The organism is Microbacterium sp. zg-Y1090, assembly GCF_030246945.1.
In the GTDB taxonomy this organism is placed as follows: domain Bacteria; phylum Actinomycetota; class Actinomycetes; order Actinomycetales; family Microbacteriaceae; genus Microbacterium; species Microbacterium wangruii.
The window spans coordinates 412,202-434,873 of sequence record NZ_CP126742.1 but is presented as its reverse complement, the minus strand read 5'-3'; the positions used below and the strand labels follow the sequence as shown (position 1 = coordinate 434,873).

Here is a 22,672-nt window from a genome sequence, read left to right as displayed (position 1 = left end):
AGTGCAACGCCTTCGCCAGATCGGAAGTGCGCGCGCCATGAGTGTCGTCGATCGGCTGCGGACGTTGCGGAGCGCCGGTCCGCGCGAGCAGATCCCCGCGGTGTTCGCTGACTCCGCGATCGAAGCGTGGTTCGGGCTGCCCCCCGCCGAGGTCCGCGAGATCCTCGAGGCCGCGCCCGACGACGCGCTGCGCTCATCGGTCGTGTCGACGCACGTGCTCGCGTTCTTGCGCGGCGAGCACGTCCCGCTCATGGATGACGTCGATCGCGCGAGCGCAGGCGCCGAGGCACTGCGCCGCGACCCCGCCACGCTCGCGCTCGCGGTGCTCGGCGCGCGCGTCACGGGGCAGCACCGCACCGCGCTCGCACTGCTGTCCGGCGGCGGCTCCCGGGCGGGTGCGCGCAACCTCTTCGCGGACGCGGCCTCCGTCTCCGGGATCTTCCTGGCCGTGCAGGCCGGCATCACGCGCATGCTCGCGGGCCGGTACCGCGCCGCGCTCGCCGACTTCGAGCGCGCCAAGTGGACCCGCCCGCCCGCCGAGCTGCGCTTCCTCGTGCGTGACGCGCACGTGAAGTCGGCCATCATCCATGCCGTCCTGGGAGATCCCGAAGACGCACGCCGCGAACTCGCGGATGCCGCAGCCGTCGAGCGCACCGCGAGCTGGGCCGAGCACGTCGTCGACGCGTCCGCGGGCATCGCCGCGGCGCTCGTCGACGACACCGATGCCACCACACGCCTCGAGCGCGTGCGCGCGATCCCACGGCCGGACATCGGCGAGATGTGGCCGTTCTACGTCCTCGCGCTCACGCGCATCGCGCTCGCCGACCCGTCGGCGGGGATCGACGGCCTCCTCGCGAACCTGCGCGCGGCCGACCCACCCGGCGCGGACGGCGACGGCCTGCCCGGCGCGGTGTTCGATCTGGCCGAGGCCGCCCTCGCGCTCTCGCGCGGACACGTCGCGGTCCCGCGCGACACCCTGCCGACCGCGGACGCCCAGGCACCGCTCAACCGCCTCCTCGCGGTTGCGCTCGCGCTCGCCGCAGGCGAGCCCGGACGCGCCCGCACGATCGCGCTGCGCCTCGCACCGCACACTGCGGGGCTGCGTCAAGCGGAGATGTGGCGCCTCACGCTCCTCGCCCTCGCGCACCGCGCGCTCGACGAACCCGAGGCCGCGCAGCGCGCCGGAGACCGCGCCCATGCGCTCGCGCACGGCCTTCCGGCGTTCGACCTCGCGGTAGCCGCGCCTGTCGGCCCCGCCGCATCCGCGGGCGCGATGGTCGCCGATTGGCCTGTCCTCGCGCAGGCCGGCGCGCTGACCGCGCGCGAACGCGAGCTGCTCCCGCTGCTCTTGGAGGGCCTGCCCCGCCGCGACATCGCGCAGCGCCTGTTCGTCTCGGAGAACACCGTCAAGACGCAGATCTCGAGCATCTACCGCAAGTTCCGTGCGACCAGCCGCGACGACTTCCTCAGCGAAGCCCACGTGCGCGGTCTCCTCTGACCGTGCGTTCCGGCAATGCTCCATGCGCACGCGTGGTCGGACGCAGATCTGCGGATTGAAGACCCGACTGCACGTCTGATCGAGTCATTATTGGAGCGGAGACGGAGGGATTTGAACCCTCGGTCCCCATAAGGGGACTCCACCTTAGCAGGGTGGTGCACTAGGCCTGACTATGCGACGTCTCCAGGCATCCGACGACGAGCGACGGATGCGCTCAGCCATCATAACCTGGTCGCGGGCCCTCCGAAGAACACGCTCACCCGCGGACGTTGCCGACCGAGCAGGTCTCCTGGGCGGCGGTGGAGCCCGTGATCGACCGCGGCAGCACCACGGTGCCGTCGGAGACGGTGGCGTCTTCGACCGGGGCCTCGGTCTCCGCAGGGCCCTCCCCCTCGCCCACGGGCGGCGCGGCCGGCGCCGCGGGATCGGCCGGCGCGGCATCCGCCGGCGGCTCGACAACGACGACGGCGTCGTTCTTGCCGGCCTCGCCGCTCAGCTCGAGCGGCTGGTTCGCGCGCAGCGCGTCCCACATCAGGTCGGCTGCAGCGTGGTCGGGGACGACCTTGTTGACGTCGTACGGGTCGGTGAGGGTCGGGTACTGCAGGAAGGTGATGTCCTCGAACGCGACATCCTTGGCCGCGAGGGCGATCTGCACCATGCGCATCGGGTTGGTGAGCGACTCGCTGGGCGTGACGTTCTTCACCGCGGTGCCCGCGAGCGAGCCCAGCGTGCCGACGTCGGTGAGCACCTCTTCGCTGACGAGCTTCTTCACGAGACGCGACATGTACTGCTGCTGGTTGCTGATGCGCCCGAGGTCCGAGCCGTCGCCGACGCCGTGCCGGGTGCGCAGGAACTGCAGCGCGTCGTAGCCCGCGACGGTGCGCGTGCCGGCCGGCCAGTCGATGCCGGTGTAGGGGTCGCGGATGCCGCCGGCGATGCAGACCTCCACGCCGCCGATCGCGTCGGTGATGTTGATGACGTTGCCGAAGCTGACCTTCGCGGCGTAGGGCACGCTCATGCCGCTGAGATCCGACAGCGTGTTCACGACGCAGCCGAGGCCCCCGTAGGAGTACGCCGAGTTCAGGGGCTGCTTGCTCATGGCCCACGTCTGGCGGCCGTCCTCGCCCGTGCACGAAGGGATCGGCACCATCAGGTCGCGCGGGAACGACACGACCGTGACCCGACGGGGGGCGTCGGAGATGTGCAGCAGCATGTTGACGTCGTTCAGCTGGCCACCGGCATCCTTGCCCGTGCAACGATCGCCGAACCACTCCGCGATCTCTGCCTCGCACTCGTCGGTGCCCGTCACCACCATCGTGATCGGACCGTCGAGCGGGCCGAGGCTGGGCGGCTGCGCCGGGGCGTCATCGAGTGCGACCGAGTTCTGGGCGAAGTCCGAGACGAGGCCGACGGCGGCGTAGCCGGCGACCGTCGCGCCCGACACCGCGACGACCGCCACGATGACGCCGAGGACGGTCAGGGCCTGGGTGAGGGGGTGCGGGGAACGCAGTTTTCCGTGGCGTGCCACCGGAAGGCGTCGCCCGTGCGTCCGGGTGCCGCGCGAGGTCATCCTCCGAGGTTACCGTTCGAGCAGGTCTCCTGCGCAGCGGTCTGCCCGGTGATCGATTCCGGCAGCGTCGTCACGGTGCCCGGGGTCTCCCCCGGCGCGGCGGTCTCGCCGGGGTCCGCCGGGGTCGCCGGCTCCTCGGGCGTGGCCTCCTGCGGGGTCTCCGGCTCGACAACGACCACGCCGTCGCCCTGGCTGGCCTCGCCGCTCAGCATGATCGGCTGGTTCGCCTCGAGAGCCGCCCACAGCGCCGCCGCGGCCGCCTCGTCGGGGACGACCTTGTTCGGGTCGTCGGGGTCCTCCACCACGGGGTACTGCAGGAACACGATCTCCTCGAAGGGAACGTCCTTCACCGCCAGAGCGATCTGCATGAGCGTCAGGGGGTTCGTGAGGCTCTTGCTGGGCGTGACGTTCTCGACCGCGGTCGACGCCAGCGAGTACAGGGTCGCCGGGTTGGTCAGCACCTCGTCGCTGATGAGCTTGCGGGCCAGCCGCGACATGTACTGCTGCTGGTTGGAGATACGCCCGAGGTCGCCGCCGTTGCCGACGCCGTGGCGGGTGCGCAGGAACTGCAAGGCCTCGAGCCCGGCGATGGTGCGGTTGCCCGCCTCCCAGTCGATTCCGGTGTGGTGGTCGCGGATGCCGTTGGCGATGCACACCTCCACGCCGCCCACGGCGTTGGTCACCTCGATCACCCCGCCCCACGTCACTTTGGCGGCGAACGGGATGTCCTGGCCGGTGAGCGCGGCGATCGTCGAGACGACGCAGGCCAGGCCGGCGTCGCCGCCGTTCGTGTAGGCGGAGTTCAGCGGGCGCTTGCTCATCGCGGAGGTCACCGTGCCGTCGGAGTGCGTGCACGACGGGATCGGGACCATCAGGTCGCGCGGGAAGGAGATGACGGTGACGCGCCGGGGCTCATCCGAGATGTGCACGAGCATGTTGACGTCGTTGAGCTCGGCCTCGGCATCCGCTCCGGTGCACCGGTCGCCGAAATACTGCGCGTACTCGGGCTCGCAGGCGTCGGTGCCCGCCAGCAGCAGGTTCACTCCGCCCTCGATCGCGCCGATGTCCGGCGGCACCGATTCCTGCCCATCGAGATCGACCGAGCCGTCGGCGAACGTGGACGCCAGCGTGAACCAGGTGTAGGCCGCGACACCGACCCCCGACACGAGCACGACGGCCAGCACGATCGCGACCGCCTTCATCAGCTGCGCGACGGGACCGGGCGATGATTGCACGCCGTGGCGCGCCAGCGGACGCCGACCGGAGCGCGCGGTGGGCGCGCGGCCGGGTTCGGGTGCGTCGGTCACGGGTGTCCTCTCGGTGGGGCGGGCCGTGCCGCCACACCCGGGACGCGTCTGCGGAGGGTGTGGGATTCGAACCCACGGGACATTGCTGCCCACTGGTTTTCAAGACCAGGTCCATCGGCCGCTCGGACAACCCTCCCGGCGAACGCCTCACGGCATCCGTCGAACAGGCCCCGAGTCTAGTCGACGGCGCCAGTGCCCATTCTCGCCGGGACGGCTGGGCAGCCGCTGTACGGCGCGCAGCACCGTGATGACCGGCGACGGCGGGTGTGTCAGAGGGCCCGCAGCACCTCGGCGACACCGCCGGCCTGCACCGAGCCCGTGGTCTCGCCGGCCACCGAGCGCACTTCGTCGACGCCCTGTGCCATCGCGACCGCGCGACCGCCGTTCTCCCGCGCCCACCGGAACATTCCGATGTCATTGCGTCCGTCGCCGATGACGATCACATGCGACGGCTCGACGCCGAGCCAGTCGCAGACCAGCGCCAGCGCACTGGACTTGTCGACGCCGCGGGGGGCGATGTCGAGCCAGGCGGTCCATCCGACCGCGTACGACACCTCATTCAGGCCGATGCGCGCGACGAGGTCGACGAAGTCCTGCTCGGTCTCGTCGGGGGAGACCACGACGACGCGGGAGGCCGGCTGGGCCGAGAGCTCCTCGAACGACACCCGGCGGGCACCCTGCAGGTTCCAGTCGTCGAGCTCCTCGGTGTACAGCCGTCGGCCGTCGGGAAGCTCGACCATGTAGCGGGCGTTCGGCAGGTGCTCGCGCAGCAGCGTCAGCACCTCGGCGGGGTCGAACGTCTCGGTGTGGAAGCGCTCGTAGCGCACCTCATCGCCCTTGACCCGCTTCATGATGACGGCGCCGTTGGAGCACACCACATACGTCGGGGAGATCTCCAGCACGCGCAGGATGCCCCTCGTGCTCTCCCAGCTGCGTCCGGTCGCGAGCATGACCTCATGCCCGGCCTGCTGCGCGTGGGCGACGGCCTCGACCACGCCGGGGCTGAGCGATTCGTCCTCGAGCAGGATGGTGCCGTCGATGTCGAGCACGATCAGCAGACGTTCAGTGCGGACCGCGGGGTTCTCGGCATCCGCTGCGATGTCCTCGACGATCTCGGCGGCGTCGGCGGGGTCGGTGACCTCCACCTCTCCGGCGGGGGGCAGATGGGCACGGCTCACGCGATCGGCTCCAGGATCTCGAGCCCGCCGAGGTACGGCCGCAGCACCTCGGGCACCGCCACCGAACCGTCGGCGCGCTGGTGGGTCTCCAGCAGCGCGACGATCCAGCGGGTGGTCGCCAGCGTGCCGTTGAGGGTCGCCACGGGTGTGGTCTTGCCGCCGTCCGGGCGGTGACGGATGTTCAGTCGCCGCGCCTGATAGGTCGTGCAGTTGCTCGTGCTGGTGAGCTCGCGATAGGCGTCCTGCGTGGGCACCCACGCCTCGATGTCGTACTTGCGCGCGGCGGAGGATCCCAGGTCGCCGGCGGCGACGTCGATGACGCGATAGCTCAGGCCCAGTTCGCGCAGCATCCCCTCCTGCATCTCCACGAGCCGCTCGTGCTCGCGCTCGGAGTCCTCGGGGGTCGTGTAGACGAACATCTCCAGCTTGTTGAACTGGTGCACGCGGATGATGCCGCGGGTGTCCTTGCCGTGCGAGCCCGCCTCGCTGCGGTAGCACGTGGACCAGCCGGCGTAGCGCTTGGGGCCGGCGGAGAGATCGAGGATCTCGTCCATGTGGTAGCCGGCCAGCGGCACCTCGCTGGTGCCGACGAGGTAGAGGTCCTCCTCGGCGAGGTGGTAGACCTCGTCGGCGTGCTGGCCGAGGAATCCGGTGCCGCGCATGACCTCGGGACGCACGAGGGTCGGGGGGATGATCGGGGTGAACCCGGCCTGCAGCGCGCGGTCGAGTCCCAGCGTCATGAGCGCCAGCTCGAGCCGGGCGCCGATGCCGGTGAGGAAGTAGAACCGGGCACCGGACACCTTGGTGCCGCGCTCCATGTCGATGGCTCCGAGCATCTCGCCGAGGGCGAGGTGGTCGCGGGGCTCGAAATCGAAGGTCGGGATCTCGCCGTTCGTGCGCAGGGTGACGAAGTTCTCCTCGCCGCCGGCGGGCACACCGTCGAGCACGATGTTCTCGAGCCGGGCGAACGCGGCCTCGGCGGCGGCTTCGGACTCGACGACGGCGCGCTGGGCGGCCTTGACCTGCTCGCTGAGCTGCTTGGCCTGCGCGACGAGCTCGGCCTTCTCCTCCTTGGGCGCCTGCGCGACCCGCTTTCCGTGGGCGTTCTGCGCGGCGCGCAGCTCCTCGAACGCGGTGATCGCGGCGCGCCGATCGCGGTCGGCCGCGACGGCGGCGTCGACCGTCTCGGGCGACTCGCCGCGGGCCTGCTGCGAGCGCTTCACCAGGTCGGGCTGGTCGCGAAGGAGGGAGGGATCGATCACCCCACAATCCTCGCACAGGAGCCACCACCGGGCCCCGGCTATCGTGAGGGCATGACCTCGTCCGCCGCGCCGCGCGCCGCCCTGGTCTACAACCCCATCAAGACCGATGCCGCCGCGCTGCGCACGGCCGTGCAGCGACTGTCGGCGGAGGCGGGGTGGGACGAGCCGCTGCTGTTCGGCACCACCCTCGACGACCTGGGCGACGTGGCCGCCCGCGAGGCGCTGGGACTGGGGGTCGACGCCGTGCTCGTGGCCGGCGGCGACGGCACCGTGCGCGCCGTCGCCGGCGCGGTCAGCGGCAGCGGCGTGCCGCTGACGATCGTCCCCGTCGGCACGGGCAACCTGCTGGCGCGCAATCTGCGCCTGCCGCTGACCGACCCCGAGGCCATGATCCGCGCCACCTTCACCGGCGAGCGGCACGCAATCGACGTCGGCTTCGTGCAGCTGCGCCGCCCGGAGGGCGACGTCGATGAGCACGCGTTCGTCGTGATGGGCGGCATGGGGCTGGATGCTGCGATGATCGCGCGGACCAGCCCCCAGCTGAAGCGATCGGTGGGCTGGATCGCCTACGTCGACGGGGCCGCACGCTCCCTCGTGGGCGCCAAGCCGTACCGCGTGGTCTACCAGGTGGCCGGACACCGCATGCATTCGGCTCGGGCGCACAGCGTGCTGTTCGCCAACTGCGGCTCGCTGCCGGCCGGGTTGGAGCTGATCCCCGAGGCGTCGGTGGCCGACGGGCTGCTGGACATCGTCGTCTTCCAGCCCAAGGGACCGTTCGGGTGGCTGTTCGTGTGGCGGCGGGTCGCGTGGGACAACAGCGTGCTGCGCCGGTTCCGCGCCGGCCGCGACGTGCTGGCCCTGCGCACCCCGGACACCGCGGTGCGCTACGCCCGCGGCCCTGCACTGGAGCTGGCCCCGGCCGGCCCGCAGCCGGTGCAGCTGGACGGCGACGAGTTCGGCGAGGCGGTGCACGTGCGCGCCCGCGTCGAGAAGGGGTCGCTGCTGGTGGCGGTGCCGACGGGCCACACCCTCACCCCGCCGCCGCCGCGGCGGCGGACGCGGGGCTGACGCCGGCGGCGGATGCCTGCTGTCAAGCCCGCGCGGGGCGGCGACCGCGCCTTCAGCATGGGGTGATGGGCTCACCCTCGCTGGTCTGGTTGCGCGACGACCTCCGTCTGGCGGACAATCCGGCGCTGCGCGCGGCGGTGGACCGCGACGAGCCGGTCATCGCGCTGTACGTGCTCGACGAGGAGTCGCCGGGGCTGCGCCCCCACGGCGGCGCCGCCCGCTGGTGGCTGCATCACAGCCTCGCCTCGCTGTCCGAACGCCTCGCCGAGCGCGGCGGCACCCTGCTGCTGCGCCGAGGACCGGCAGACCGTGTCGTGCGCGAGGCGGTGAGCGATGTCGGCGCCGGGGCGGTGTTCTGGAACCGCCGCTACGGTGGCGCGGCGCGGGAGGTGGATGCGCAGCTGAAGACCGCGCTGCGCGCCGACGGCGTGGAGGTGGCCTCGTTCGCGGGGTCGCTGCTGTTCGAGCCGTGGACGGTGCGGACCGGCGGCGGCACCCCGTTCTCGGTGTTCTCACCGTTCTGGCGGGCGTGCCTCTCGCTCCCCGCTCCCCGCGCGCCGCTCCCCGAACCGCGCAGGCTCACCGCCGCCAAGCGCGCCGCGGCATCCGACGCGCTCGGCGACTGGGACCTGCTGCCCACCCGGCCGGACTGGGCGGGCGGTCTGCGCGAGACGTGGGAGCCGGGCGAGCCGGGAGCCCGCGCGCGGCTGCGGGAGTTCCTCGCCGACGATCTCGGGCGCTACGACCGCGCCCGCGACTCCCCCGCGGCGGGGGCGACCTCTCGACTGTCGCCGCGGCTGCGGTGGGGTGAGATCAGCCCGTTCATGGTGTGGCACGCGGCCACGCAGACGTCCGGCGCCGGCAGATTCCTCTCCGAGCTGGGCTGGCGCGAGTTCGCCTGGCACACCCTGTTCCACTTCCCCGACCTCGCCACGAAGAACCTGCGCCCCCAGTTCGACGCCTTCCCCTGGCCCCGGCTGAACGGGGCGCACCTGCAGGCGTGGCAGCGCGGGCGCACCGGCATCCCCCTCGTCGACGCCGGAATGATGGAACTGTGGCGCACCGGGTACATGCACAACCGCGTGCGCATGGTGACGGCGTCGTTCCTGGTGAAGAACCTGCTCATCGACTGGCGGCACGGCGAGCAGTGGTTCTGGGACACCCTCGTCGACGCCGACGACGCCAGCAATCCGTTCAACTGGCAGTGGGTCGCCGGCTCCGGCGCCGACGCGGCGCCGTACTTCCGCATCTTCAACCCCGAGCTGCAGCGCGAGAAGTTCGACCCCGACGGCACCTACTCCGGCCGATGGGCGCCGGATGCCGGTGCCCGCGAGCCGCTGGTCGATCTCAAGCTGTCGCGCCAGGCGGCGCTCGACGCCTTCGAGTCCGTGAAACGCGCGTGACCCCGCGCGCACGCAGCGCACGGGGTCACGGCGGCTCACGCCGCGGTCATCATTCGGCGACGGGGATGCCCTGAGCCTCGAGCGTGGAGATGGTCGACGCCTGCGCCTTCTCGAGCGCCTCGAGCAGGGTGCCCTGACCGGTCACGGCTTTCTGGAAGCCGTCGGAGACGTCGGCGTAGGTCTGCGTCATGGTCGGCCCCCACACGAAGTCGGGGTTGACCTGCTCGGCCGCCTCGGCGAACACGTCGTAGATCTTCTGCCCGCCGTAGAACTCCACGCCCTCCTGCAGCGACGGCAGCGACAGCCCCTCGGTCGTGGCCGGGTAGATGTTCGCCGACGTGTTCAGCGCCGTCAGCGCCTCTTCCGAGGTGTTCAGCCACAGGGCGAACTTCGTCGCCTCGTAGAGGTGGTCGGTGCCCTTGAACACCGCGATCGACGAGCCGCCCCAGTTGCCCGAGCTCTGCCCGCCGGCCTCCCACTGCGGGGCGGGCGCGACCGACCACTTGCCGGCCGTGTCAGGGGCGCCGCTCGAGATGGAGTTGGCACCCCAGACCGCGGAGTTCCATCCCCACACCGCGCCGGAGTTGTAGGCGTTGTTCCACTCCTCGGTCCACGCCGGGTAGGTCGAGACGAGATCCTCGTCGAGCAGCTCCTGCCAGTAGTCGGCGACCTGCGTCGACGGGCCTGCGGTGAGGTCGACCGTCCAGGCATCGCCGTCATTGGTGAACCAGTCGCCGTTGGCCTGCCACACGAAGCCCGCGAACTGGTTGATGTCACCGGTGGAGAAGTTGGTGATGTAGCCGCCGGCCTCGCGCACCTTCACCGCGGCCTCCTTGAACTCCTCCCACGTGGTCGGAACCTCGATGCCGTTCTGCTCGAACAGGTCGGAGCGGTAGAACAGCGCCATGGGCCCGGAGTCCTGCGGAATGCCGAAGACGCCGTCGGACGTGCCCAGCGTCACCTGACCCCAGGTCCACGGGATGAAGTCGGCCTCGGCGGCGACGACGTCCTCGCACGCGGCGAGGTTCTCGAGGCCGTCCTGCACGCGGAAGCTCGACAGCGCGTCGTACTCGATCTGACCGAGGTCGGGGGCGTTGCCCGCCTCGAGCTGGCTGAAGAAGCTCTTGTACGTGCCGGAGTTGCCGTTGGGCCCGGTCTGCACCGCGACCTGGATGTCGGGGTTCTCCTCGTTCCACATGTCGACGACGTCTTCGATGCCCGGGATCCACGACGTGAACTCCAGCGTGACGTCACCCTCCGACGGCGCGCAGGCGGCGGCATCCGTGCCGCTGTCAGTGGTGCCTCCCGCGGAGCATCCGGCCAGCGCGATCGCGCTGAGCAGTGCGACGCCGGTGGCGACTGCCCTCTTGTTGTGCTGCATGATCTTCCTTACTCGGTGGTGGTGTTACAGGGAACCGGAGGGCCGCAGCCCTCCGGAGGTCATTTGACCGAGCCGCTGCCCAGTCCGTTGCGCCAGAACCGCTGGAGCAGCAGGAAAGCGACGATGAGCGGCACGATCGACAGGAACGAGCCGGTGAGCACGTAGGTGCGCAGTTCGGGGATCTGATTGAGCTGGGTGTTCCAGGAGTAGAGCCCGTACGTGATCGGGAACAGCTCCGCGCTGCGCAGCATGATCAGCGGCAGGAAGAAGTTGTTCCAGATCGACACGAACTGGAACAGGAACACCGTCACCAGCGCCGGGGTCATCAGTCGCACCGACACGGTGAAGAAAGTGCGCACCTCGCCGGCCCCGTCGATGCGCCCGGCTTCGATGAGCTCGTCGGGCACCGACGACGCGGCGTAGATGCGACTCAGGTAGACGCCGAACGGGCTCACGATGCTCGGCAGCAGCACGGCCCAGTAGGTGTTGGTCAGGTTCACCTGGCTGAACAGCAGGAACAGCGGCAGCGCGAGCGCGGTCGCCGGCACCAGCACGCCGCCGAGCACCACGTTGAAGAACAGCTCCCTGCCGGGGAAGCGGTACTTGGCCAGCGCGTAGCCGCACATGCCCGCGAACACGGTCGCCAGCAGCGCGCCGACGACGGCGTAGCCGATGCTGTTGAGCAGCCAGCGGAAGTAGATCCCGTCGCCGTAGGAGATGAGGTCGCCGACGTTGGTGAAGAAGTTCCACTCCGCGAACCAGAGGGCGGGCGTGGTGAGCAGGTCGCCGCGGTCCTTGGTGGATGCGATGAACAGCCACCAGATGGGCACCAGGAAGTAGAGGGTGAAGACCCCCATCACCAGCAGTGCCGCGCCCCGGGAGAAGATGCTCTCGCGCGCACCGCGCGAACGGGCGGGGGCGAGATCGTCCGCGGTGGCTCCGCGGGTACGGGTGAGCATGCTCATTGCGCTGCCTTCCGCTGGGTGGACTTGAGGAACGTGAACGACAGGGCGAACGTCGCCAGCGCGAGCACGACCGAGAACGCCGCCGCCAGCTGGGTGTTGGGGACGGAGCTGGTGGCGTAGATGAGCATGTTCGGGGTGAACCCGGACGAGACCGCGGAGCTGAAGGAGCGGAACACCTGAGGCTCTGCCAGCAGCTGCAGCGTGCCGATGATGGAGAAGACCGCCGTGAGCACGATCGCCGGGGCGACCATCGGGATCTTGATCGACCACGCGATGCGGATCTGCCCGGCGCCGTCCAGGCGCGCCGCCTCGTACACCTCCGACGGGATCGCCAGCAGGGCCGAGTAGATGATGAGCATGTTGTAGCCGACGAACACCCAGGTCACGACGTTCGCGATGGACCACAGCACCATCTCGGGCGAGAGGAAGTTGATCGTGCGCGTCACATCGGTGAACGGCGACAGGTTCGGGGAGTAGAGGAAGCCCCACATGATCGCAGCGATGACACCGGGGACGGCATAGGGGGCGAAGAAGGCGAGGCGGAAGAACCGCTTGCCCTTCAACGCGGGCGAATCCAGCAGCAGCGCGAACAGCAGCGCCAGCCCGAGCATGATCGGCACCTGCACCACGCCGAACAGCAGCACGCGGCCGACGGACTCCCAGAAAGGGCCGTTCTGGAACACCAGCGCATACTGCGTCAGCCCTCCGAAGACCTCCTGCGGCGCCCCGTACGTGCCCTCGCGCTGGACCACCTGGAGCGACTTCCACACCGCGTAGCCGATGGGGATCAGGTAGAACAGCAGGAACAGCACCCCGAACGGGCCGGTGAAGATCGCGATCGCGCCCTTGTGCTGCACCTTGCGGCGCTCGCCGCGACGCGGCCGGGAGCGGCGTGCGGCGTCGGGGGCGCGGGTGATGGCCTCTGTGGCGGTCATGCTGCCGCCTCCTCTCTGACGATGCGCACCGCACCGCCGGGAACGTCGACGCGACCGCGCACCGGGTCGCCCGTGATGAGTTCGACGCCGTCGGCCTCGACGCTCGCGGCATCCGTCGCGTGGTTGACGATGAACAGATACGACGCCTGCGGCCCCCGGCGGCGCACCAGTTCGAGCTGGGCGAGATCGCCGTGCACGTGCGCGGGCGGGCGCACGCCCGCGTCGGCGGCGAGGCGCGCGATGAGGTCCCGGTAGGCGGCCTCGTCGGGCAGCGTCGCCAGATACCAGGCGACACCGTCGCCCCAGGCGTTGCGGGTGAGCGCGGGGTGCCCGGCGGCGGGCCCGGCGGCGAAGGATGCCACGACCTCGGCCGTGTCGGCCTGTCCCCGCTCGCTCCACAGCCGTGCCGTCGTGCCGTCGGTGAGATGCATGACGTCGTCGGCGGCGACAGGAGCGAACTCCTCGATGCGCACGCCCAGCGCCTCACGGAAGGGGCCGGTGTAGCCGCCCGTCCACACCCGGTCCTCGGCGTCGACGATGCCGCTGTTGAACGTGACCAGCGCAGTGCCGCCCGCCGCCACCCAGTCGGTGATCGCGGCGGCCTCGTCGGCACGCACGAGGTGCAGACCGGGCACGATGACCAGCCGGTGACCCGATAGGTCGGCCCCCGGCCGCACGACGTCGACGGTGAGGCCGAGGGCATGGGCCGCCCCGTAGGCGGCGTGCACCTGGTCGAGGTAGCCGAGCGCCTGGCTGGGTCGGGACTCCGTCTGCGTCGCCCACCACGCCTCCCACGAGAACACCACCGCGACATCGGCGACCACGCGGGATCCGGCGACCTCGGAGATGCGCTCGACGATCCCGCCCAGCTCGGTCACCTCGCGCCACAGCGCGGAGTCGGTGCCCGCGTGCGGCAGCATCGCGGAGTGGAACTTCTCGCTGCCCTGCACTGAGGCGCGCCACTGGAAGAAGCACACGCCGTCCGCGCCGCGGGCGACATGGGTGAGCGAATTGCGGATGATCTGGCCGGGCGCCTTCGGGGTGTTCAGCGGCTGCCAGTTGACCGCGCCGGTGGAGTGCTCCATCAGCAGCCACGGCGCCCCGTCGCCGAGGCCCCGTGAGAGGTCGGCGGCGAAGGCGAGCTCCGAGACCGGGTCGGCCAGCCGTCCGTCCAGGTAGTGGTCGTTCGCGATCACGTCCATGTCGGCGGCCCACGACCAGTAGTCCATGTTCTCGATGTGGGCCGTGACCATGAAGTTCGTGGTGACGGACCGGTCGCTGAGGGCCCGGATGGCATCGGCCTCGGCCCGGTACAGCCCGCGCAGCTCGTCGGAGCTGAAGCGGTGGAAATCGAGCATCTGCGACGGGTTGCCCGTCGAGAGGGTCGTGCGCGGCGGCAGGATCTCGTCCCAGTCGCGGTAGCTCTGGCTCCAGAACGCGGTGCCCCACGCGGTGTTGAGCGCGTCGATCGTGGCGTAGCGCTCGCGCAGCCAGCGGCGGAAGGCGCCGGCGCTGACGTCGCAGTAGCACAGCGCGTTGTGGCATCCCAGCTCGTTCGACACGTGCCACAGGGCCACCGCGGGGTGGTCGCCGTAGCGGCGCGCGACCTCGGTCGTCAGGCGCACGGCGGCCTCGCGGAAGACAGGCGAGCTCGGGCAGAACGCCTGCCGGCCGCCCGGGTACCGGCGCGTGCCGTCCGCGGCCATCGGCAGCATCTCGGGGTGGCTGCGGGTGAGCCAGGCGGGCGGCGACGCGGTGCCGGTGCCGAGGTTGATGCGGATGCCGGCGGCGTGCAGCCGCGCGACGATGTCGTCGAGGCGGGTGAAGTCGTACTCCCCCGCGCGCGGCTCGATGTGCGACCAGCCGAAGATGTTGATCGCGACGAGATCGACCTTCGCCTCGGCCATGAGGGCGATGTCCTCGTCCCAGACGTCGGGCGTCCATTGCTCGGGGTTGTAATCGCAGCCGAACGCGATGCCGTCGTGCGCGAAGGGTCGGCGGGCGGGGGGCGTCATTGTCTCCTCGGATCTGTGAACGTGCACAGCCCGATGCGACTTTTCTCCGCATTGAGAACCTGTGAACGTGAACACATTATGAGCGGCACCCATCGCTGTCAACACGTGCACCCCGGGGTGTGCGCGTGCACATACGATGTGAGCGTGGAAGCGACGGGGCGACGACGCCGGGCAACGGTCAAGGACGTGGCACTCGAGGCCGGGGTGTCCCGCGGCACGGTCAGCCGCGTGCTCAACGGTCAGCCCTACGTCTCCGCCGAGGCGCGTGCGGCGATCGACGCCGCCATCACGAAAGTCGGATTCGTGCCGAATCGAGCCGCGCGCAGCCTCGTGGTCCAGAGCTCCCAGGCGATCGGGCTCATCGTGCACGAGCCGCATTCACTGTTCGTGGAGGACCCCAACATCGGGTCGATCCTGCTGGGCGCCAATGCCGCCCTCTCCGAGGCGGACTACCAGATGGCCTGCCTCATCGCCGACTCCCCCCGCGACATCGAGCGCCTGTCGCACTACCTGGGCGCCGGACTCATCGACGGCGTCATCATCGTCTCCGCGCGGGTCGGCGACCCCATCACGCGCGCCGTGGCGCAATTGCAGCTGCCGGCGGCGTTCGTGGGGCACCCGCGCGACATCGGCGATGCCGCCTACGTCGCGATCGACAACCGGGCCGCTGCCCGCGAGATCACCACTCGGCTGGCCGCGACGGGGCGCCGTCGCATCGGGATGATCGCGGCGGCGCTGGACCGCGACTCCGGATCGGACCGCCTCGCGGGCTTCGTCGACGCACTCGGGCACCGGTTCGACCCGCAGCTCGTGCAGAGCGTCCCGCTCTACTCGTTCTCGTGCGGCCAGGACGGCATGCGGGCCCTGCTGGAGCGCCACCCCGACATCGACGGTGTGTTCGCCTCGAGCGACGCCGTCGCCGCCGGCGCCCTCGACGTTCTGCAGGCGGCCGGACGCTCCGTTCCCGGCGACGTCGGGGTCGTCGGCTTCGACGACAGCTCGTGGGCGCTGCGGTGCGACCCGCCGCTGTCGACCGTGCACCAGCCCGCCACGGAACTCGGCCGCGCCGCCGCCGAGGCCGTGCTGCGCCAGCTGCGCGGCGAGGGCGATGGCGGTCGGCAGCTGCTGGAGTGCCCGATCGTCTGGCGCGATTCGGCGTAGCCGTCGGCTGGAATGCCTGGAGCCCGCGTCCGGTTGCACGAAGTGATGAGCACCCCCACCCCCGCCCCGGCCCTCTCCGTCCTCGACCTCGTCCCGGTCCGCACCGGGCAGAGCAGCGCCCAAGCCGTCGCAGCAGCGCTGTCGCTGGCCGAGACCGCCGACCGACTGGGACTGCGGCGGTACTGGTTCGCCGAGCACCACAACATGCCGTCGGTGGGCTCGACCACTCCCCCCGTGCTCATCGCCGCCGCCGCAGCACGCACGTCCCGCATCCGCGTCGGCTCCGGCGGCGTGATGCTCCCCAACCACTCCCCGCTCGTCGTGGCCGAGCAGTTCGCCGCGCTCGAAGCGCTGGCACCGGGCCGCGTCGACCTGGGCATTGGCCGTGCGCCCGGCAGCGACCCCGTCATCACGCAGCTGCTGCGCATGTCGGGCACCTCCAGCGACGTCGAGCGCTTCCCGCAGCACGTGCAGGACATCCTCGCGCTCGTCTCCCCCGAGGGGGCGACGCTGCAGTTCACCTCGGGCGGCACCTACGACGTGCACGCGACGCCCGCGGCCACCGGCACGCCGCAGGTGTGGCTGCTGGGGTCGAGCGACTACTCGGCGCAGCTGGCGGCATCCCTCGGCCTGCCCTACGTCTTCGCGAACCACTTCTCCGGCGAAGGGCTCGAGCGGGCGCTGGGGCTGTACCGCGGGCAGTACCGCCCGAGCGAGGCGCACCCGGAGCCGGTGACATTCCTCACCGCCAACGTCGTCGCCGCCGACACCGCCGACGAGGCCGAGGCGCGCGCACTCCCCCAGCTGCGGGCGATGGCCCGCCTTCGGCTGAACCGCCCGATGGGACCGATGGAGACGGTCGAGGCGGCACTCGCGGCCGCGCCCGATGACGCGATGACGCCGCTCATCCAGGCGATGCGGGAACGCTGGATCATCGGCACGGGCGAGCAGGCGGCATCCGACCTGCGCACCCTCGCACGCACCCACGACGTCGACGAGATCATGGTCTCCCCCATCGCGGCCGCCCGCGAGGACGAGCCGATGGATGCCCCCACCGGTCGCGACCGCACGCTGGAGCTGCTGGCCGCCGCCATCGCCGGCTGACCGGCCGCGCCCGCGGGGAGGCGGCGGTCAGTCGGCGGGCTCGCCCGACAGCAGCCCCCGCAGCCAGTCGCGCGCCTCGACGAACACCTCGTCGGAGTAGCGGTCGGGGTAGCGCACGATGGCGCGATCGGCCCGGGGGTACGAGCCGAGGAAGATGACGCGCGGGCTGAAGCGGCGCAGCCCCATGAGGGCGTCGGCCATGCGCTCGTCCTGGATGTGGCCGTCGGCGTCGATGACGAAACGGTAGCGGCCCAGCGCGTCGCCGATCGGGCGCGATTCGATGAGCGACAGATTGATCCCCCGGGTCGAGAACTGCTCCAGCAGCTCCAGCAGCGCCCCGGGGTGGTCCTCGGGCAGCTCGGCGACCAGCGAAGTCTTGTCGGCGCCGGTCGGGGTGGGCGGCGTGCCCGGCCGGCTCACCAGCACGAACCGCGTCACGGCGTTGGGGTTGTCTCCGATCGACTCGGCGAGCAGCTCGAGATCGTGGTGCTCCAGGATGCCGGGAGGGGCGATGGCGGCATCGGCTCGACTGGTGCCGTCGAGCATGTCCACCGCCGCGGCGACGTTGCTGGCGGCCGGCAGGTGCGCGTGCGCCGGGAGCGCCCCCGAGAGCCACCGCAGGCACTGGGCGTAGGCGACGGGGTGGGCGGCGACCAGGGAGACGTCCTCGATCCGGGTGCCGGGGCGGCCGACGAGCACGAAGTTCACCGGCACGAGGTATTCGCCCACGATGCGCAGGCCCGGCATGGTGGCCAGGGCGTCCTGCGCGGTGGAGACACCGCCGTCGACGGAGTTCTCGATCGCGATCATCGCGGCATCCGAGCGCCCGTCGACGACGTCGGAGAGCGCCTCGCCGACGTTGCGCACCGGGCGCCACACCTGGTCACGGGCCTCGGGCACCTGCGCCAGCGCCGCCTCGGTGAAGGTGCCTGCCGGACCCAGATAGCTGTAGGTGCGGCGGGTGGTGGACGGATCGGTGGTCACGGGGAGCAAGCCTAGTCGCGTGTCCCGCCGCGTCCCGATGCCTGGGCACGCGGGCGGATCAAGTGACAGACTGAGCGAATGAGCCGCGCAGGACAGCCCGCCGAAGCCTCCGACCTCGTCGACATCGACGAACTGGTCAACGCCTACTACGACCGCAAGCCCGACGCCTCGATCCCCGAGCAGCGCGTCGCGTTCGGCACGAGCGGCCATCGAGGCTCGTCGCTGTCGACGAGCTTCAACGAAGACCACATCCTCGCCACCACGCAGGCGATCGTCGATTACCGCGCCGCGCAGGGCATCACCGGTCCGCTCTTCCTCGGCCGCGACACCCACGGCCTCTCGCGCCCGGCCGAACGCAGCGCCATCGAGGTGCTCGTCGGCAACGGCGTGGACGTGCGGGTGGACTCCCGTGACGCCTGGGTGCCGACGCCGGCGCTGAGCCTGGCGATCCTCACCCACAACCGGGGCAGGGATGCCGGTGACCCCGGCCGCGCCGACGGCATCGTCGTCACGCCCTCGCACAACCCGCCGCGCGACGGCGGCTTCAAGTACAACCCGCCCCACGGCGGACCCGCCGACACCGATGCGACCGGGTGGATCGCCGAGCGCGCCAACGCCCTCATCGCCGCGGGCCTCGACGGGGTGCGCCGCACCCGGTTCGCCGACATCGACGCCGACGCGCTGGGCAGCTACGACTTCCGCGACGCGTATGTGCGCGACCTCGCGAGCATCATCGACATCGACGCGATCCGCTCCGCCGGTGTGCGCATCGGCGCCGACCCGCTCGGCGGGGCCTCGGTGGAATACTGGGCGCTCATCGCCGAGGTGTACGGTCTCGACCTCACCGTCGTGAACCCCGACGTCGACCCGACCTGGCGCTTCATGACGCTCGACTGGGACGAGAAGATCCGCATGGACCCGTCGTCGCCGTCGGCGATGGCTTCGCTCGTGGCCCGGCGCGACCAGTACGACATCCTCACCGGCAACGACGCCGACGCCGACCGCCACGGCATCGTCACCCCCGACGCCGGGCTGATGAACCCCAACCACTACCTCGCCGTCGCGATCGACTACCTCTTCCGCAACCGTGAGGGGTGGCCGGCGGATGCCGCCGTGGGCAAGACGCTGGTGTCGTCGATGATCATCGACCGCGTCGCCGAGTCCCTGGGCCGGCGTCTGCTGGAGGTGCCGGTCGGATTCAAGTGGTTCGTCCCCGGGCTGCTCGACGGGTCGGTCGCCTTCGGCGGCGAGGAGTCGGCCGGGGCGTCGTTCCTGCGCAAGGACGGCACCGTCTGGACCACCGACAAGGACGGCATCCTGCTGTGCCTGCTGGCCGCCGAGATCCTGGCCGTCACGGGCAAGACGCCGTCGCAGCGCTATGCGGAGCTCGAGGCCGAGTTCGGCGCGTCGGCGTACGAGCGCGTCGACGCCCCCGCGACGCCCGCGCAGAAGGCGACGCTGGCCAAGCTGTCGCCCGAGGCCGTCACGGCCACCGAGCTGGCCGGCGAACCCATCACCGCGAAGCTGTCGCATGCGCCGGGCAACGGCGCCGCCATCGGCGGGCTGAAGGTGCAGACCGAGCACGCGTGGTTCGCCGCCCGCCCCTCCGGCACCGAAGACGTGTACAAGCTCTACGCCGAGTCTTTGCGCGGCCCGGACCACTTGCGCGAGGTGCAGGCCGAGGCCCGCGCCGTGGTCGCCGCCGCTCTCGGCGACTGACCGGCGCGCGCCGCTGCCCGCCGCCGGCGCCGCCGCCGGCGCGCGCCGCGCCGCCGCGTCGGCGCCGCGTCAGCGCTGAGACGAATCCTGACCGCCGAGACAGTGGGTATTCCCCATGGTCTCGGCTGTCGGCATTCGTTTCAGCGTCGAGGGAGCGGCGGATGCCGCGGCGAGTGGGGCGCGGGAACACGCGGGGTATTGACAGGGCTTGGGGGGATCGACAACATATCCGTGCGGAGGCTTTACTACGTTGTAAAACCCCATCCGGGCGCGCGGCGTACGGGTGATCGGGCTCCGCGACGGCTCGCCCCGATCACTGCTGGACAGCTGGTTCCTCGAGCCTCATCCGCGCACGCTGCCGTGCGCTCGGCGATCGGAGACGACGATGATGTCAGGCAAGACGATCAGAGGCCGGGGAGGTGCCGAGCGAAGCCACCGCAGGTGGATCGCACTCGGCACCGCTGCGGCCGTGGGACTGGGCGGCGCGCTGGTGGCGCAGCCCGCGATGGCCGCCCCGGGCGAAGACCCGTGGCTCTCGATGCCCGCGGACGGCGTGCATCGCTTCACGGTTCCGGCGGCCGCAGCGGATGCCGCCGTGGGCGCCACCCCCGCCGCGATCGCGGTGGAGGGGAACCTCGCGCAGAACAAGCAGTGGGCGCAGCTGAACTCCGGACTCTCCGGCGGCAGCTGGACCTCGACGATCGGCCCGCTGGAGCCCGGTCTGTACTACTACCAGTACACGGCGACGCTGGCCTCCGGCGAAAAGGTCGGGTTCCGCAACCCCGACAGCCCGCAGGCGGTGACGTCCAAGCCGGCGTGGAACACGTTCTTCGTCCCCGGTGACGAGGTCGCCTGGATGGCCGATGTGCCCGCAGGTGGGCAGATCGAGACCCTGACCTACGACAGCACGGTCGCCGAGGAGGAACGCTCCGCGTACGTGTGGACGCCGCCCGGCTACGACGCCGACCGCGCCGAGCCGTACCCGGTGCTCTACCTGCTGCAGGATGCCGGGCAGAGCCCTGCCGAGTGGAGCGAACTTGGGCGCGCCGCGCAGATCCTCGACAACCTCGCCGTCGAAGGCGACCTGGAGCCGATGGTGGTCGTCATGGGTGATGGCGACTCGTCCGAAGCGCGCACCGAGGTACTCGACAACCTCCTGCCCGCCGCCCGGGACGGCTTCAACGTGTCGTCCGACCCCGCCGACCAGGCCATCGCCGGCATCGGCCGCGGCGCGTCGCAGGCGCTGACCCTCATGGTCACCGACCCCGGGGAGTTCTCCCAGGTCGGGTCGTTCTCCGGGCGCCTGACCGCATCGGTCAGCGCCGCGAAGGCGGCGCAGATCAACGCGGGCACCGACCTGGTGCGCCTGTACGTCGGCAACACCACCGACCGCGCGTACAACCAGACCGTGAGCCTCGCGGACAAGTTGAGCGCGGCCGGCGTCGAATACGAGATGGACGGCGCCAACCCCGACAGCGGCGGCACCTGGGAGAGCTGGCAGGAGAACCTGCGCGACTTCGCCTCCCGCGTGTTCCAAGACACCACCGACGGCGGGCCGAGCAACGGGCACCTCCCCGTCGAGGGACCGCACTCCCTGCCCGCACCCGGCACCACCCCCACCCCCTGGATCGACGACAACGGCATCATCACCTTCGAGACCGGCACCCAGTTCGCCGACGCGAAGAACGTGACGGTCTGGGGCAACTGGGGCGCCGGCGGCAGTTGGCCGCGCCTTCCGATGACGAAGGTGGGCGATCGCTGGCGGGTGACGGTCGGGCCCCTCGACGGCGGCTCGTACTACTACAAGTTCGTCGTCGACGGCGTGGACCACAAGGACCTCAGCAACCCCACGAAGGTGACGATCGAACCGAACTGGAGCACGTTCTACGTGGCCGGCGAGGGGCTGCGCGCCGAGTACACCGGCGATGTCCCCGAGGCGGATCGCGGTGCCGTCACGACGATGACCTACCGCAGCACGGCCGGCGAAGCCGACCGCTCCGCGTACGTGTGGACCCCGCCGGGGTTCGACGCCGAGCGCGCGGAGGCCTACCCCGTGCTGTATCTGCAGCACGGCGGCGGGCAGACCTGGTCGGACTGGATCGAGGTCGGTCGGGCCGCGCAGATCCTCGACAACCATTACCTGCGCGGGACGATCGTGCCGATGGTGGTGGTGATGGCCAACGGCAACGGGGTGAACTTCCCCAACGAGATGCTCCAGCGCATCGCGCCGACGGCCGAGGAGCAGTACAACGTCAGCGCCGAGCCCGACCAGCGGGCACTGGCAGGTCTCTCGATGGGTTCGGGGCACGCGTTGAGCACGCTCTACGCCCACCCCGGCGAGTTCGGCTATATCGGAGCGTTCTCGGCGTTCAGCGCGCCGCCCGCCAGCGCGGATGTCGAAGCCATCAACGCGGGGACCAAGCTGCTGCGCATCTACAGCGGCGACATCCAGGACTTCACCTACCAGCCGACGTTGGGCCTCATCGCCGCGCTGGAGGATCGGGGAATCGCGCACGAGTTCGCGCCCCTGATTCCTGGCCCGCACAGCTGGGATGTATGGCAGAAGTCGCTGATCGATTTCCTGCCGCGTCTGTTCGCTGCGGACACCAGTGATGGCATCCCCGTCACCGCTGTCGTCCCGGAAGGCGAGAACGGCTCCCTGGCCCTGACGGTCGCCGACTACGGCGACGGCATCGCCTTGGCCGGCCCGGACAACGCCGGAAACCGCCTGCGGTTCACCGGCGAACTGCCCGAGGTGACCGTCACCGACTCCCGCACCGCGCAGCAGGCAGGCGTCGGAGGCTGGGCCGTCTCCGGCCACGCCGACGCGTTCACCTCCGCCGGCCAAACGGTCACCGCCGACCACTTCGGATGGACACCCCGCGTGCTCACCCCCCGCCCCGGGCTCAGCGCCGGCGACCCCGTCGCCACCGTGCTCGCCGGCGGCCCGGGCCTGGACACTCCCGGTGAACTGGCCTCGGCCACTGCCGAAGGACGGTTCGGTTCGGCCATACTCGGCGCAGGACTCGTGCTGGAAGTCCCCGTGGACACCCAGCCCGGCACCTACACCGGAACACTCACCATCTCGCTGTTCCCCGTCGACTGAGACGAGGACCGACCCG

At 71.0% G+C, this 22,672-nt stretch carries 16 protein-coding genes and 2 tRNA genes; 7 read left to right on the top strand and 11 right to left on the bottom strand.

Annotated elements, in window-relative coordinates:
• Positions 1–37: 37 nt before the first annotated feature.
• Positions 38–1,498 carry a LuxR C-terminal-related transcriptional regulator gene (locus QNO26_RS01945; protein WP_257526307.1) on the top strand — a complete coding sequence of 487 codons (1,461 nt, stop codon included), beginning with the start codon at positions 38–40 and terminating at the stop codon, positions 1,496–1,498.
• Between the two features lie 96 nt (positions 1,499–1,594).
• On the opposite strand, the gene QNO26_RS01940 is transcribed toward QNO26_RS01945, so the two are convergent.
• The 6 genes from QNO26_RS01940 to serS all read right to left on the bottom strand — a co-directional run bounded on the left by QNO26_RS01940 (position 1,595) and on the right by serS (position 6,815).
• Positions 1,595–1,683, bottom strand: a tRNA-Ser gene (locus QNO26_RS01940).
• Between the two features lie 71 nt (positions 1,684–1,754).
• Positions 1,755–3,068 (bottom strand): LCP family protein, encoded by a 1,314-nt coding sequence (locus QNO26_RS01935; protein WP_257526308.1) that lies wholly within the window; start codon positions 3,066–3,068, stop codon positions 1,755–1,757.
• Positions 3,065–4,375, bottom strand: coding sequence for an LCP family protein (locus QNO26_RS01930; RefSeq protein ID WP_257526309.1), 1,311 nt, complete (start codon positions 4,373–4,375; stop codon positions 3,065–3,067). The genes QNO26_RS01935 and QNO26_RS01930 overlap by 4 nt, the downstream gene beginning before the upstream one ends.
• 51 nt (positions 4,376–4,426) lie before the next feature.
• A tRNA-Ser gene (locus QNO26_RS01925) sits at positions 4,427–4,511 on the bottom strand.
• Between the two features lie 133 nt (positions 4,512–4,644).
• A complete protein-coding gene (locus QNO26_RS01920) occupies positions 4,645–5,553 on the bottom strand; it encodes an HAD family hydrolase (RefSeq protein WP_257526310.1) in 909 nt (302 codons plus the stop codon).
• A complete protein-coding gene (gene serS, locus QNO26_RS01915; RefSeq protein WP_257526311.1) occupies positions 5,550–6,815 on the bottom strand; it encodes a serine--tRNA ligase in 1,266 nt (421 codons plus the stop codon). The genes QNO26_RS01920 and serS overlap by 4 nt, the downstream gene beginning before the upstream one ends.
• Positions 6,816–6,866: 51 nt before the next feature.
• On the opposite strand from serS, the gene QNO26_RS01910 reads away from it, so the two are divergent.
• Positions 6,867–7,883 carry a diacylglycerol/lipid kinase family protein gene (locus QNO26_RS01910; RefSeq protein ID WP_257526312.1) on the top strand — a complete coding sequence of 339 codons (1,017 nt, stop codon included), beginning with the start codon at positions 6,867–6,869 and terminating at the stop codon, positions 7,881–7,883.
• Positions 7,884–7,948: 65 nt separating this feature from the next.
• Positions 7,949–9,286 (top strand): cryptochrome/photolyase family protein, encoded by a 1,338-nt coding sequence (locus tag QNO26_RS01905; RefSeq protein ID WP_257526313.1) that lies wholly within the window; start codon positions 7,949–7,951, stop codon positions 9,284–9,286.
• Between the two features lie 49 nt (positions 9,287–9,335).
• Here QNO26_RS01905 and QNO26_RS01900 read toward each other — a convergent pair whose 3' ends face one another.
• Genes QNO26_RS01900 through QNO26_RS01885 form a run of 4 tightly spaced genes read right to left on the bottom strand, consistent with a single transcriptional unit; the run spans position 9,336 to position 14,582 of the window.
• Positions 9,336–10,667: an ABC transporter substrate-binding protein gene (locus tag QNO26_RS01900; RefSeq protein ID WP_257526314.1), complete on the bottom strand. Its 1,332-nt coding sequence runs from the start codon at positions 10,665–10,667 to the stop codon at positions 9,336–9,338.
• A gap of 59 nt (positions 10,668–10,726) precedes the next feature.
• On the bottom strand, positions 10,727–11,632 hold the full coding sequence (locus tag QNO26_RS01895; RefSeq protein WP_257526315.1) for a carbohydrate ABC transporter permease: 906 nt from the start codon (positions 11,630–11,632) through the stop codon (positions 10,727–10,729).
• On the bottom strand, positions 11,629–12,567 hold the full coding sequence (locus QNO26_RS01890; RefSeq protein WP_257526316.1) for a carbohydrate ABC transporter permease: 939 nt from the start codon (positions 12,565–12,567) through the stop codon (positions 11,629–11,631). The genes QNO26_RS01895 and QNO26_RS01890 overlap by 4 nt, the downstream gene beginning before the upstream one ends.
• The gene (locus QNO26_RS01885; protein WP_257526317.1) at positions 12,564–14,582 is read right to left on the bottom strand and encodes a beta-galactosidase; all 2,019 of its coding nucleotides are present in this window, start codon (positions 14,580–14,582) and stop codon (positions 12,564–12,566) included. Before QNO26_RS01885 ends, QNO26_RS01890 begins: the two co-directional genes overlap by 4 nt.
• 144 nt (positions 14,583–14,726) lie before the next feature.
• Between QNO26_RS01885 and QNO26_RS01880 the strand changes: the two genes are divergently transcribed.
• The gene (locus QNO26_RS01880; RefSeq protein WP_257526318.1) at positions 14,727–15,743 is read left to right on the top strand and encodes a LacI family DNA-binding transcriptional regulator; all 1,017 of its coding nucleotides are present in this window, start codon (positions 14,727–14,729) and stop codon (positions 15,741–15,743) included.
• A gap of 45 nt (positions 15,744–15,788) precedes the next feature.
• The gene (locus tag QNO26_RS01875) at positions 15,789–16,847 is read left to right on the top strand and encodes an LLM class flavin-dependent oxidoreductase (protein ID WP_257526319.1); all 1,059 of its coding nucleotides are present in this window, start codon (positions 15,789–15,791) and stop codon (positions 16,845–16,847) included.
• A gap of 27 nt (positions 16,848–16,874) precedes the next feature.
• On the opposite strand, the gene pheA is transcribed toward QNO26_RS01875, so the two are convergent.
• Positions 16,875–17,831, bottom strand: a complete 957-nt coding sequence (pheA, locus tag QNO26_RS01870) for a prephenate dehydratase (RefSeq protein WP_257526320.1) — start codon at positions 17,829–17,831, stop codon at positions 16,875–16,877.
• A gap of 78 nt (positions 17,832–17,909) precedes the next feature.
• Here pheA and pgm point away from each other — a divergent pair, with 78 nt between their 5' ends.
• Both pgm and QNO26_RS01860 read left to right on the top strand, forming a co-directional pair.
• Positions 17,910–19,550: a phosphoglucomutase (alpha-D-glucose-1,6-bisphosphate-dependent) gene (pgm, locus tag QNO26_RS01865; protein ID WP_257526321.1), complete on the top strand. Its 1,641-nt coding sequence runs from the start codon at positions 17,910–17,912 to the stop codon at positions 19,548–19,550.
• A gap of 469 nt (positions 19,551–20,019) precedes the next feature.
• On the top strand, positions 20,020–22,656 hold the full coding sequence (locus QNO26_RS01860) for an alpha/beta hydrolase (RefSeq protein ID WP_285181716.1): 2,637 nt from the start codon (positions 20,020–20,022) through the stop codon (positions 22,654–22,656).
• Positions 22,657–22,672 lie beyond the last annotated feature (16 nt).